This is a genomic window from Catonella morbi ATCC 51271, from assembly GCF_000160035.2.
GTDB lineage: Bacteria > Bacillota > Clostridia > Lachnospirales > Lachnospiraceae > Catonella > Catonella morbi.
This window is the reverse complement of record NZ_KI535370.1, coordinates 195,175-209,158: the sequence shown is the minus strand read 5'-3', so window position 1 is coordinate 209,158 and position 13,984 is coordinate 195,175. Positions and strand designations below refer to the sequence as shown.

13 protein-coding genes are annotated in these 13,984 nt (G+C 34.2%); 12 read left to right on the top strand and 1 reads right to left on the bottom strand.

Annotation, left to right across the window (positions count from 1 at the left end; genetic code table 11):
- The 10 genes from GCWU000282_RS16850 to GCWU000282_RS13655 all read left to right on the top strand — a co-directional run.
- The coding region (locus GCWU000282_RS16850) for a hypothetical protein (protein WP_023355761.1) at positions 1 to 494 on the top strand (494 nt) is incomplete at its 5' end.
- A gap of 7 nt (positions 495 to 501) precedes the next feature.
- Complete coding sequence (locus GCWU000282_RS13695; RefSeq protein ID WP_023355760.1) at positions 502 to 1,332, top strand: hypothetical protein; 831 nt, start codon at positions 502 to 504, stop codon at positions 1,330 to 1,332.
- Complete coding sequence (locus GCWU000282_RS13690; protein ID WP_023355759.1) at positions 1,319 to 2,050, top strand: hypothetical protein; 732 nt, start codon at positions 1,319 to 1,321, stop codon at positions 2,048 to 2,050. Before GCWU000282_RS13695 ends, GCWU000282_RS13690 begins: the two co-directional genes overlap by 14 nt.
- Positions 2,050 to 2,886 (top strand): hypothetical protein, encoded by an 837-nt coding sequence (locus GCWU000282_RS13685; RefSeq protein WP_035041126.1) that lies wholly within the window; start codon positions 2,050 to 2,052, stop codon positions 2,884 to 2,886. Before GCWU000282_RS13690 ends, GCWU000282_RS13685 begins: the two co-directional genes overlap by 1 nt.
- A 1-nt stretch (position 2,887) precedes the next feature.
- Positions 2,888 to 3,526: an ABC transporter ATP-binding protein gene (locus GCWU000282_RS13680; protein ID WP_023355757.1), complete on the top strand. Its 639-nt coding sequence runs from the start codon at positions 2,888 to 2,890 to the stop codon at positions 3,524 to 3,526.
- Positions 3,523 to 4,056 carry a hypothetical protein gene (locus tag GCWU000282_RS13675; RefSeq protein ID WP_023355756.1) on the top strand — a complete coding sequence of 178 codons (534 nt, stop codon included), beginning with the start codon at positions 3,523 to 3,525 and terminating at the stop codon, positions 4,054 to 4,056. Before GCWU000282_RS13680 ends, GCWU000282_RS13675 begins: the two co-directional genes overlap by 4 nt.
- A 129-nt stretch (positions 4,057 to 4,185) precedes the next feature.
- Entirely contained in the window at positions 4,186 to 5,580 is a 1,395-nt protein-coding gene (locus GCWU000282_RS13670) for an ATP-binding protein (RefSeq protein WP_023355755.1), read from the top strand.
- Positions 5,581 to 5,700: 120 nt separating this feature from the next.
- Positions 5,701 to 6,486, top strand: a complete 786-nt coding sequence (locus tag GCWU000282_RS13665) for a cell wall hydrolase (protein ID WP_023355754.1) — start codon at positions 5,701 to 5,703, stop codon at positions 6,484 to 6,486.
- 199 nt (positions 6,487 to 6,685) lie between these two features.
- A complete protein-coding gene (locus tag GCWU000282_RS13660; RefSeq protein ID WP_023355752.1) occupies positions 6,686 to 8,359 on the top strand; it encodes a glutamine--tRNA ligase/YqeY domain fusion protein in 1,674 nt (557 codons plus the stop codon).
- 158 nt (positions 8,360 to 8,517) lie between these two features.
- The gene (locus tag GCWU000282_RS13655; protein WP_023355750.1) at positions 8,518 to 9,246 is read left to right on the top strand and encodes a DUF2225 domain-containing protein; all 729 of its coding nucleotides are present in this window, start codon (positions 8,518 to 8,520) and stop codon (positions 9,244 to 9,246) included.
- 58 nt (positions 9,247 to 9,304) lie between these two features.
- On the opposite strand, the gene GCWU000282_RS13650 is transcribed toward GCWU000282_RS13655, so the two are convergent.
- Positions 9,305 to 9,943, bottom strand: coding sequence for a TIGR01906 family membrane protein (locus tag GCWU000282_RS13650; RefSeq protein WP_023355749.1), 639 nt, complete (start codon positions 9,941 to 9,943; stop codon positions 9,305 to 9,307).
- Between the two features lie 113 nt (positions 9,944 to 10,056).
- On the opposite strand from GCWU000282_RS13650, the gene GCWU000282_RS13645 reads away from it, so the two are divergent.
- Positions 10,057 to 13,044 (top strand): insulinase family protein, encoded by a 2,988-nt coding sequence (locus GCWU000282_RS13645; protein ID WP_023355748.1) that lies wholly within the window; start codon positions 10,057 to 10,059, stop codon positions 13,042 to 13,044.
- Between the two features lie 21 nt (positions 13,045 to 13,065).
- A complete protein-coding gene (gene era, locus GCWU000282_RS13640; RefSeq protein WP_023355747.1) occupies positions 13,066 to 13,983 on the top strand; it encodes a GTPase Era in 918 nt (305 codons plus the stop codon).
- Position 13,984 lies beyond the last annotated feature (1 nt).

Below are 13,984 nucleotides of genomic sequence, written 5' to 3'. Positions count from 1 at the left end.
TAAAAGTTGTAACGCAAAATGATATTATTGAAACTGCCTATAACAGATATACCATTAATAAAGTTTCGACATCTAAAAAGCTGGGAGACTTCAACTATTCAGATGACTTAGGGCATGTTGATAAGGATGGAAATGCAATAGATGGTTATTCTTATTTTATCGTTAATATATCTTTGGAATGTTTAGATGTAGATGAGAAAATTGGAGGTTTTTATTTAAATACTATAGATATATTAGCTTATAAAGATACTATACAGCAGACAGGTTATGAGATGCTGACTTCCAATAATGATGTTCCAATGAGTAGTAAAAGTGCATTTAAGGTAAAAATGAAAAAGGGAGAAAAAATAGATTTTAATTTAGTATTCTTAGTAGAAGATAAATTTATAAATGATAAAAATGTAGATTTTTACCTTGATATTAATGATAGAGGCGCTTCACCGGGAAGTGATGATGAAAATAAATGTATAGTAAAACTAGACTATGTAAGGTAGGAAGATTATGAAAACAATTTTTACTAATGAGATAAAGAGAGCTTTTAATACTCTCGGTATGAAACTGGCTTTGCTTATAGGCTGCGGTTTATCTATATGGCATGTTGTGTCAGTAATAATTCCGCAAAGTAAAATTATCAGTTACGAATTATCTTCTGAAATGATAGATTCATTATATATACCGACCGGATTATTTAATAACTGGATGGGGAATGAATTGTTTCCTGTTCAAAGCTATATATTTTATCTGATTTTGCCTCTTTTATCAGTACTTCCTTTTGGAAGTTCATTTTTTGAAGACAGGAAAAGCGGATATATAGTAAATGTCTGCACAAGAATAGATAAAAAGATTTATTATAAAGCCAAATATCTGGCAGTATTTTTATCAGGCGGAATAGCTGTTATTGTTCCGTTGCTGCTAAATCTTATAATGTCGTCAATGTTTTTGCCGGCACTTTTGCCGGATAATGGCTCCAATGGGACAATATCACCTACAACTATGGCATATGAAGTTTTCTTTACACATCCGCTGATTTATATACTTATGTTTATAGTTATTGATTTTCTTTTTGCGGGTGTAATAGCTACGCTTTCACTTAGTTACACATATTTTACGGAACATAAGTTTGGAGTGATGATAGTTCCATTTGTATTTTACTTTTTTATTTATTCCCTTACAAATCTGATAAATAAAACTGAATATTCGTTGTTTTTTATGTTAAACGGTGGAGCAAACAATAATTACTTATTGGTTTATATACTTTATTTTCTGCTGTTTTTTACATTGTCCTATGTAATTTTTATGTGGAAAGGGAAGAAACAGGATGTTAAAGCGTAATCTGAACTTAATCATTATATCCATGTTTTTATTCTGTGTTTTATTCCTTTACTATGCTGCAAGTCCATATAATGGAATATATTATTACAGGGCACTTTACACTTTGGCTGATTCCTATATTTATTTTTTAGATCCAAGAGTTTATGGTATGCTTATGTTACCTTTTGTCATTATATTATTTACCAATTTAATAAAGTATGATGATGAGGTAAATTGTTTAATTCGACTTGGAAGTGTGAAAAAATTAATAGGCAGAAGAATGAAGAAAGGAATTTTATTTTCTGCCATATGCACTGTTTTTGTGATGATAGTAGTGACCTTTATCAGCAGTTTACAAACCGGAACTCTTATCAACTGGGGGAGTGAAAGCAGTATTTATTTACTTAAAACTGAACATTCTTCAAATATAGGTTTTATAAAAGTTTTTATTATTGCTTTTGCTACACTGCTTATAAGAAACATTTTTGTCTGCCTTTGGATTATTTTTCTGGATTTGAGGCTTCATAACAGCATAATAACCTTTATAATACTGATTCCAGTTGTAGTTTTTGAAATGTTTCAGAGGATAATTCCGTTATTTTGTAATTTTTTAACTATTGATTACAGAATGTGGGATAGCACAGGAATTAAGGTCGGTTATTTGTTATACATTATTTTTACCTGTATTATTTATTATGTTTTAATGAAACAGTGTATTAAGAAGAAGGAGTGGATTTAGTGGCTGATAATATCCTTTTATTAAAAAGGCAGATAAAACATGATGTTAAAAATGGAATTTTCAGAAGATATAAAATATATTTGCTATTTATTATACTTCTTTCTGTCATTTTAGCATTTTGGAATAAGAAAATTAGCCTGAATATGGTTAATAAAGCAGGGCTTATCGACTATCTTATGTATATTTTTTCAGGTAAAGAAGAGGTGGGTAAACTCACTAATCAAGATATTTTTGATATACCCATAGCCTGGTTATTTGTACATATATATGTATTATTTGGAATAGGTACTTATCCAAAGACAGAGTATATGGAAAGGGGATACCAGTTTTTAATAAGAGCGGGCAATAAATGGTGCTGGTGGCTTGGGAAGTGTGTGTATATTTTTCTAAGTGTAATTTTTTATTATTTATGCATAGTATTTACAGGCTTTATATTTTCAGTATTAAACGGCAGTAGTCATAATGAAGTTAATAAAGAAATTTGTGAAAGAATTTTAAGGATAGATATCAATAATATAACTGATATGAAACGGTATTTATGTCTTGTAATAATGCCATTGCTGTTATTTATGGTACTTGGTTTTGTATGCATGTTTATCTCATTTTTACAGAATAATATTGTAGCTGTTATAGTGCTGATAGGATATTTATCCATATCCGCATACTGGTGCAATGATTTGTTGTTAGGAAACTATACGATGCTTTTGAGAGTTCATAAAATATCATTTGCCATAGGAATTATTGTTTCCGCAATCGTATTATTGCTAAGCGGTTTTGGGGGATATAGGTATTTCCGCAATATGGATGTGTATGGCAGGGAACAGGAGGAAATGTAAAATGTATGTTGAAGTAGATGGATTAACAAAGATAATTGATAAAAACAAAGTTTTAGATAAGGTTTCCTTGGAAATGGATAAAGGAAAAATTTATGGAATAAAAGGCAAAAACGGCAGCGGAAAAACTATGCTGCTTCGTGCTGTTTGTGGTTTAATAAAGCCTACTGATGGATTGGTAAAGGTTGGAGAGAAGCAGATAGGAAAAGATGTGACATTTCCTGACAGTGTAGGAGTTTTGATTGAAAACCCAGGATTTATTCCTTCGCTGTCCGGATATGATAATTTAAAAATGCTTGCTGATATAAAGGGGCTAATAGGAAAAGAAGAAATAGAAGCTGTAATGGAAAAGGTCGGGCTTGAGAAATTATGCTTTAAGAAGAAATATAAAACATATTCTTTGGGAATGAAACAAAAGCTTGGAATTGCAGCTGCCATAATGGAAAGACCTGAATTAATTCTGCTTGATGAACCGACTAATGCCTTAGATGAGGAAAGTGTAAGAAAATTACTTGATATATTAAAAGAGGAAAAGGAAAGAGGAGCCTGCATAATACTGGCTTCACATGATATGGAGGAGTTAACTTTGTTATCTGACATTATTTTTATAATGGAAGAAGGAAGAGTGAGGAAGGCAGAGTGAAAAAAAGGATTATTATAGGAGCAGTTATTTTGCTTGTTGTATTATATGCTTTCAGAGTATATAAAGTAAATAGTGAAATTAGGGCAGTTAAGGAAGATATAATACCATTTGGGACGGAGAGAGAAGTAAGCAACAGTGTAAATATGAAAATAAATGGATACACAGTTCTTTCTAAAGAGGAAGCAAAAGAGAAATATGATTATGATTTGGGAATGGATGAAGAAGTGAAAATAATCTTGGTTAATGTAACATATTTCAGCAAGACTAATAAAAGCAAAACTGTGGATACCAGACCTAATTCTATTGAAAAAACAGGATACTCTACCGCAACGGAAATGGAGTTTTATCATATTTGTAATTCACTTGGATTAGAATTTGAATTAAAAGGTAGGGAAGAGAAAGAAATAATCTTACCTTATATTTTATTTAAGTTTCAATTTAAACCAAATGAATGGGAGAAAATAGAGGATAAAGAATTTTACATTTCTAATTCCAGATATCCTGTAAAGACAAAGTGGATGTTAAAATAAAGTGTAGAAAATATATACTTAAAAAAATAATGTTACCATAAAATAGTCAAGCATAATAAACTAAATCGTGTTTGACTATTTTTATTTTTAATGCTAAACTAAGCTTAAAAGCAGACAAGGAGAAAGGTTATGTTTGTAGGGCGTGAAAATGAATTAGCTTTGTTAAATAGTTTATATACTTCTGATAAATTCGAGTTTGTAGTTATGTATGGGCGTAGACGTGTGGGAAAGACTGCTCTTATCAGTGAATTTATTAAAGACAAGAAAGCTGTTTATTTTATGGGGGTAGAGAGTAATTTAAAGCAGAATCTTGATAACTTTAGTAAGAGTATTATGGAATATAATGTAAACTTACCGACAGATATATCATTTTCATCATTTCAGGCAGGACTTGAATATATTATAAAACTGGCAGAAAATGAAAGAATAATTTTAGCAATTGATGAATACCCATATGTGGCTAAAGCTTCTGAAAGTCTTGCATCTACATTGCAGATGGTAATTGACAAACACAAGGGAAGCTCAAAACTTATGCTCATATTATGTGGTTCATCAATGTCTTATATGGAAGATAAAGTATTGGCATATAAATCACCTTTATATGGAAGAAGAACAGCACAGATAAAGTTACAGCCATTTGAATTTACAGATGTTTATAAATATTTTAATAAATTTTCAGATGAAGAAGTAGCGCTAATATATGGAATGGTAGGTGGCACACCTCAATATCTTTTACAGATTAATGAGAATATTACAATAGAAGAAAATATTAAATGTACATTTTTAACTTCATCATCTTATCTTTTTGAAGAACCTGAAAATCTGCTTAAACAAGAGGTTAGAGAACCGGCTATTTACAATGCAATAATTACTGCCATAGCAGGAGGTGCTTCAAGGCTGTCTGAGATATCAGGTAAAGTCGGAGAGACTACAAGTGTATGCACTACCTACATAAAAAGCCTTATTGGGCTTGGTTTAGTAAAAAAAGAACTTCCTTTTGGTGAAAAGGTTTCAAAGAAAACAATATATATGATTGATGAAAATTTATTCAGATTTTGGTATAGATTTGTACCTGAAAACAGCTCTATTATAATGAGAGGTGCTACGGATGTAGCATATAAAAGGATAGAACCACATATTCCAACCTATATGGGTAAGGTATTTGAGGAAATATGTAAGGAATATTTATGGAAACTCCTTATAAGAGGCAGGTCGCCGGTTCAATTTGGTGAATTAGGACGTTGGTGGGGAAATGACAAGGAAACCAAATCTCAGACTGAAATTGATATTATGGGAGAAGAGGACAAAGACACAGCTATATTTGCAGAATGTAAATGGACTAATGAAAAGGTGGATGTCGGAGTTTTAGAACTGCTTGAGAAGAGGGCCGGAATGTTTAATTATAAAAATACATATCTCTATCTTTTTGCTAAATCAGGGTTTACAAAAGGCTGTATAGACAGAGCGGTAAAAACCGGAAAGGTAAAACTGATTAGTTATAAGGATATTGTTAAAGAAATTTAGTATTGTGAAAATGTCGCTAAACATGGATATGTTCATTCCTACTTGCCAAATTCTGTAAAATAATATATAATAATTACGGAAATATTACAAATTTATTAAGAAAGGCTTGGGGGAAAGACAATGAGAACTAAAATACTGGCATTTGCCTGCATACTTTTGGCGGGGATAGCACTTAGTAATACTACATCAGTAGTAAGAGCGGAAGAAACTGTTACAACAGGTTCAGCTATCGAGACTAAGGATAAGGAAGAAAGTATAGGGGAAAAAGACACTTTATCTGAAGAGAAAGATGCTGATACGGGAGCAAAAAAGGTAGAAGAAATTGAGGTAGAAGAAGATGAAACTCCTCGCGGTGAAGCAGAGGATAAAAAAGTAGTTTCAAATAAAAAGAATAATAAAAAGACTGTAAAAAAGGCAGTTAAAACTGCTAAAGTCCATAAATTAACTAAAATTGATAAAGTAACTAAAGTCGATAAAAAGACTAAAGATGTAATAAAGTATACAGATGAAGAATTTAGAATTCTTGTTTGTGTAACCTTTCTTGAGGCAGGCAATCAGTCATACAAAGGTAAGCTTGCCACGGCTAATGCTGTTATAAACAGAGTACTTAGCAAAAAGTTTCCTAATTCAATTAAAAGCGTAGTTTACCAGAAGTACGCAGGACGTTATCAGTTTGCTTTATGTGCTCCGGGAGGTAAACTTGATCGGGCTATGAAAAACTATGGAAAAAACACAGGCTGGAGAGCTGCTTATGAAAAAGCCTGCATTAAGGTTTGTAAAGATGCCTTAGCCGGGAAAACAGCTACAGATAGAAAGTATCATTTTTTCAGACTTCATTATAAAGGTATTGAAAACTGGAAATCAGATGGTGTAAAGATAGATGATACTTATTACTATAATTATTAAAAACTATAATTTAGAAAATCTTCAGAAATATATAGCTGAATAAGAAAAATTAAGCTATGTATTTCGAAGATTTTTTGCTTTATATGATTAGCGTGAATAAATTGGGTTTAAATATTGTAAAAAACAGCAGGAATTGTTGCGGCAAGACTGTTTTTATGATAGTATATTTAGGATATGTATATTGAATGGAGGCTTCTTTATGGAAGAGAATACAGAGAGAGTATCTAGGAATTTTATTGAAGACATTATTGATAAGGATATAGCAGAGGGCAGGACTAAGAAGGTAATAACCAGATTTCCGCCTGAACCGAACGGATATTTACATATAGGGCATGCTAAGTCCATTCTTTTAAACTACGGACTTGCAAAACAATATGGCGGACAGTTTAACCTCAGATTTGATGACACCAATCCTACCAAGGAAAAAACTGAATTTGTAGATTCAATCAAAGCTGATGTGGAGTGGCTTGGCGCTGATTTTGAGGACAGATGCTTCTTTGCGTCCAATTATTTTGATAAAATGTATGAGGCTGCTATTAAGCTGATAAAGAAGGGAAAAGCCTTTGTCTGTGATTTATCTGCCGATGAAATCAGAGAGTACAGAGGCACTCTTACAGAACCTGGCAAGAATTCACCTTATAGAGAACGCAGTATAGAGGAGAATCTTGATTTATTTGAACGAATGAAAAACGGTGAATTCCCTGACGGAAGCAAGGTTTTACGTGCAAAGATAGATATGACAAGCCCTAATATGAATATGAGAGATCCGGTTATTTACAGAATAGCAAGGATGACACATCATAATACAGGTGATAAGTGGTGCATTTACCCTATGTATGACTTTGCACATCCAATCGAAGATGCGGAAGAGGGGATTACACATTCTATCTGTACCCTTGAATTTGAGGATCACAGACCTCTTTATGACTGGGTGACAAGGGAGCTTGAGTATGAGAATCCACCTAAGCAGATAGAATTTGCAAAGCTTTATCTTACCAATGTGGTAACGGGTAAGAGATACATAAAGAAGCTTGTAGATACAGGTATAGTTGACGGTTGGGATGATCCGAGACTTGTAACAATAAGTGCGCTTAGAAGAAGGGGATATACACCTGAGTCAATCAAACTGTTTATGGAACTTTCGGGAGTAACCAAGAGTAATGCTTCTTCTGATTATGCTATGCTTGAGTATTGCATAAGGGAAACACTTAAGCTTGAGAAGAAGCGTGTAATGGCTGTGCTTGATCCGGTTAAACTTGTGATTGAAAATTATCCGGAGGGTGAAACAGAGTGGTTAGATGCTCCACACAATCTTGAAAATGAAGCCTTAGGCAGCAGAAAGCTTGCTTTTAGCAGAGAGCTTTACATAGAGCGTGAAGACTTTATGATAGATCCGCCTAAGAAATATTTCAGACTCTTCCCCGGAAATGAAGTAAGACTTATGAATGCATATTTTGTAACCTGCACAGGCTATGATGTGGACGAAAACGGAAAAGTTACAGAAATCAGATGTACCTATGATCCTGAAACCAAGAGCGGAAGCGGATTCGAGGGCAGAAAGGTGAAAGGGACCATTCACTGGGTAAGTGCTGCACATGCAGTTCCTTGCGAAGTAAGACTATATGAGAATATTGTAGACGAGGAAAAAGGTGTTTACAACGAGGATGGAGAGTTAAATTTAAATCCGAATTCTCTTACTGTAATAAATAATGCTTATGTTGAAGAAAGTCTGAAAGAGACAACAGAGGTAGAGCAGTATCAGTTTGTAAGAAACGGATTTTTCTGCTTGGATTCTAAAGATTCTAAGCCTGAAAAGCCTGTATTCAATAGGATAGTATCACTTAAGAGCTCTTATAATCCTTTGAAAGCATAAAAGTGGTGGTAGTTTAAGGAGGAAAGAATGTCCGGCATATTAAGTGGACTGGAGAAATTTGGCTTAGGCAATCTTGAAAATATAGATATATTTCAAGAAAAAGAAAAGGGAAAAGAAAAGAAAGTAAGCCTAATGAAGAAGATGTAGGAGGTGTTGCTGTGGAAGTTTCTGAGGAATCGGTACTTTTTGATAAAACTTATAAATGTCCTTGTTGTTCCTCAAATTTTAAGGCAAAGGCAATAAAAGTAGGAAGAAATACATTGGTAAGACTTGACAGTGATTTACGCCCTATATATAAATACACCGATGCAACAAAGTATGATGCAATAGTTTGCTCTAAATGCGGATATGCCGGTTTGATTAAAAATTTTGATTCAATCGGTGACAGATATATTAAGGATATAAGAGAAAAAATCACAGCTAAATTTAAGGGAATAGATGAAACCAAGAAAACCTACTCCTATGAAGATGCGATTGAAAGAACTCAGCTTGCCTTACTTTCTACGGTTATTAAGTGCGGAAGAAACAGTGAAAAGGCTTATATCTGTTTAAAACTTGCCTGGCTCACCAGAGGCATGAAGGAGACTTTAGATAAGGAAGCTCCTGATTATGCTGCAAAGTATGAAAAACTGGAAAAAGAAGAGATGAATTATCTTAAAAATGCTTATGATGGCTTCAGTGATGCATATATGAATGAGAAGTTCCCTATTTGCGGAATGGATGAAAATACTCTGTGTATTATTATGGCGGATACCGGCAGAAAGTTTGGTAAAAAGCATGATTCCCTTAGATATCTTGAGACAGTTATTATGTCTAAAAACGCTACTGACAGGATGAAGGATATGGCAAGAAAAATAAGGGAAATTTGCAAGGAACAGGATAATTAAAAATGAAGGATATAGATATAACTGAGCAATTGGTTATATTTATATCCTTTTTTAGGTTTTATTGTTTTTTGATTTTCTTACAGTATATAAAAAGCATAATTATGCCAAGCAGAAATACCAGCACGACTATGGCTATGGCACAAAGCATAAAGAAATTTTCCGGCAAAAATGTAATAATAGGATCGGTTTTATAATTAAATATCCAGAAATCATTGTTAAATGCAAGTTTGTGGAAGGCAACAAAGACTTTATTGAAGTTTGCGTAAATGAATACAGCCAGAGTAAAAGGAATAATAATTGTAATAAGTCCTCCTACAAGGAGATATTCACAGCTTCTATAGAGTTTTTTATAAAGGAAGATGAGTATAACTGTCGCTATTAATCCTATTATTAAGATAATTTGAAATTCAAGAAAAATAGCTTTCACTTCTTCAAAATGTGTAAGTGCATTTTCTGAAGAAGGAAGGTAAGGGAATTTGAGCTTATCAGGTCCCCAAAATGAGTTATAGTCTATAAGAACATCATAGTTTTCCTTTATTTGATTAAAACTGAGATTGTTTTTGCCTACAAACTTATTAATCATACCATAGTATAAGGGACGAAAGTATAAAACCGCTGTAGCAGAAAAGGCTACAGATACCAGCATTAAAAGTAAAGATATAAAAACAGAAAAAATGGGTTTAAAACAGGTTTTCATTTATACTTCTCCTTGCAAAACTTCGTAATTATGGTAAACTAGATAGTATGACAATATTAGATTTTAACATATTTTTTATAATAGTAAAAGAGAAAGCAGAGAGGATATTTTAAATGAGCAAGAGCATTAAAAACATAGAGGAAGTGAATATACCCCAGGAGTATGAGTTAGTTTTTACTAAGGAACTTAAAGATATAAAGGCACTTGGAATTTACCTTAAACATAAAAAAAGCGGAGCTAGGCTGGCTCTTATTTCCAATGAAGATGAGAATAAGGTGTTTTCAATAGGTTTTAGAACTCCGCCGGAAGATTCTACAGGTGTAGCCCATATAGTAGAACATACTGTACTTTGCGGTTCAAAAAAATATCCTTCAAAAGATCCGTTTATTGAAATGGCAAAGGGTTCGCTGAATACTTTTTTAAATGCCATGACCTATCCCGATAAGACTATTTACCCTGTTGCAAGTTGTAATGACAAGGATTTTAAGAATCTTATGAATGTGTATCTGGATGCGGTTTTTTATCCTAATCTATATACCAACAGAGCTATATTTGAGCAGGAAGGCTGGCATTACGAGCTTGATGAAGAAACAGGGGAGCTTAAGATTAATGGAGTAGTTTATAATGAAATGAAGGGAGCTTTTTCTTCGCCTGATGAGGTGGAGGATTTGCGTGTAAGAGAGGCTCTTTATCCTGATTCTCCTTACGGAATAGAGTCAGGTGGAGATCCTGAGGTTATACCTGAGCTTACTTACGAGAATTATGTGGCTTTTCATAAGCGTTTTTATCACCCTTCAAACTCATATATTATTTTACATGGAAACTTTGATATTGAAGAAAGACTTGATTTCCTTGATAAAGAGTATTTATCAGATTTTGACAAAATAGATCCAAAGTCGGATATTCCTCTTCAAAAGCCTGTAAGCAAAGATTTCACCGATAGCTATTCGATAGCTGAAAGTGAAGATACTAAGGAAAAGACCTTCCTTTCCTACAATGTGGTTACGGGTATTGCTACAGATACCTTTACCATAGGAGCCTTACAGCTTCTAAGATTTGTACTTATGGATGCTCCCGGCGCACCTGTGAAGAAGGCACTTATAGAGGCAGGAATAGGAAAAGAAATATCCTCAAGCCTTTCTATACATATGCTTCAGCCGAATTTTTCCATACATGCAACAGGAACTGAGGCAGAGAGAAAAGATGAGTTTGTACAAATAATAGAAGATACCTTAAAGAAGATTGTAGCAGAGGGAGTGGATGAGAAGAAGCTTACATCCGCAATAAACTATAGTGAATTTAAATATCGTGAACAGGATGCGGGAAGATATCCTGCAGGACTTCTTATCGGAATCAATATGTATACAACCTGGCTCTATGATGACAATATGGTGTTTGACCTTGCAGATGCAGGTCAGAACTTTGATTTGCTCAGAGCCAAGATAGGAACCGGATATTTTGAGGACTTAATAAAGACATATCTGCTTGAAAATGAGCATAAGGTTGTATTTACCCTCGTACCTGAGAAAAATAAAAATGAAAAATTTGAAAAAGAGCTGAAGGAAAAGCTTGAAAAATATAGGGCTTCTCTCAGCGAAGAGGATATAGCTTTACTTAAAGAAAGGGCTGAGAAACTGAGAGCTTTTCAGGAGGAACCTTCTTCGGCAGAAGATATGGAAAAGCTTCCGACTCTTGAAAGAAGTGATATTTCACCGGATATCAAACCACTTAAAAATATTGAAAAAGAGCTGCTTAATGCTCCTTTAATCTGGCATAAGGTAAATACCAATAAGATTATGTATTTAAGGCTTAATTTTGATATAAGTGACATGTCAGCAGAGGAGCTTAAGTATTTTGGTATTTTGTCGGATATTCTCGGTCTTATAGATACTGAAAAAAGAGGGTATTCCGATTATGTCTCAGAAACACTTATGTATACAGGCGGTATCCACACGAATATTGAAGTCTATACAAATAATACTGATAAGAATAAGGTGTTGTTAAACTATTCAGTAAGCTTTAAGTCTTTGGTTTCGCAGGCGGCTATGGGGCTTCCTCTCATCCTTGAAATGCTTTATACCTCTAAGATAAACAAGGAAAGTGATAAGAGAATAGTTGAAATCCTCAGAGAAAACCTGTCCGGAATGGAAATGGATTTTGAGACAAGCGGAGACAGGATGTCAGCACTTATTGCGAAGTCACATTTCTCAGTAGATGCAAGAATGGGTGAAAAACTTTCGGGCTTAAGTTATTATAAATTTGTGAAAAATTTAGCAGAAAATTTTGATTCAGAGAAAGAAGAATTATATAAGAAGTTAAATTCTCTTATTAAAAAATATTTTGTAAAAGAGAGGTTAATCATAAGTCTTACTGTTGATGAAGAAAATTATGATGAGGCAGCAGGCAAGCTTGAAGCGATAGTTAAAGAAATTCCGAACGGAGATAAGACGGGAGAAAGCTTACTCTGTGAAAAAATAAAGCTTGAGATAGATAAGATAAAAGCAAATAAAAAGTCCGGTTTACTGGCAAAAGGCTATACAGCCTCAGGACAGGTTCAGTATGTAAGCAGAGCCGGAAACTTTGTAGATGCAGGCCTTCCTTATACAGGAGTGTTAAATGTACTAAATGTACTTTTAAGTTATGAATATCTTTGGGTAAATGTAAGGGTTAAGGGCGGAGCCTATGGCTGTTACAGCAAGTTTAACAGGAACGGTGATTCAAATTTCTCATCCTACAGAGATCCAAAGCTTATGGAAACTAATGAAGTTTATGAGAACATGGTTCGTTATCTTGAGAACTTTGAAGCTGATGAAAAAGAAGTTACAAAGTTTGTAATCGGAGCGGTTGGAAGTGCCGATATTCCTTTGACTCCTTTTGCGGATGGTGAGAGGTCGTTTAATGCTTATATGAGTGAAATAAACGAAGCTTGTATAAAGAAGTCAAGAAATGAAATGATAAATACTACAGCAGCTGATTTGAGGGAGATGGCAAAATATGTCAAGGCTGTGCTTGATGAAAAGGTTATGGTTGTTGTAGGTTCAGAGGCAAAAATCAAAGAAAATGCGGATAAGTTTGATGAAGTATCAAGCCTATTGTCATAATTAAAATGCAGGGGAGAATGAATGGGAAAATTTAAGTCAGGCTTTGTGACCCTTATCGGGCGTCCTAATGTGGGTAAATCAACTCTTATGAATAACCTTATAGGTCAGAAGATAGCGATTACATCTTCAAAACCTCAAACTACCAGAAACAGAATTCAGACTGTATACACAGATGAGACAGGACAGATTATTTTCTTGGATACACCGGGTATCCATAAGGCTCAGAATAAACTGGGCGAATATATGGACTCGGTGGCAGAAAGAACGCTTTCGGAAGTAGATGTAGTACTGTGGCTTGTAGAGCCGACTACATTTATCGGCAAGGGGGAGCAGCATATTGCGGAGCTTTTATCTGCAACCAAAACCCCTGTTATCCTGGTGGTCAATAAGATTGATACCGTAGAGAAGGGTGAGCTGCTTCCGGTAATTGATAAATACAAGGATATGGTGAACTTTAAAGCCTGTGTACCTGTATCAGCGGCAACAGGTGAAAATAAAGAGGATCTTCTTGAGACTGTATTTGATTTACTTCCCGAAGGACCTATGTACTATGACGAGGATGTGGTTACAGATCAGGCTGAGAGACAGATTACCGCAGAGCTTATAAGAGAACAGGCTCTAAGACGTCTTAAGGATGAGGTACCGCATGGAGTTGCGGTTGTGATTGACAGTATGAAGGAAGAAAAAGATACATCGGTAAGACACAGCCATAAAAATATAATGAACATTGAGGCGACCATTTTTTGTGAAAGAGATTCTCATAAGGGTATAATCATAGGGAAAAAGGGTGCTATGCTAAAGGAAATAGGTACAAATGCAAGGCATCAGATTTCAGACCTTCTTGGAATGAAGGTAAACCTTAATCTCTGGGTTAAGGTAAAGAAGGACTGGAGAAATTCGGATTCTCTTATGAAGAATTTTGGATATAAAGAGGAGTAAC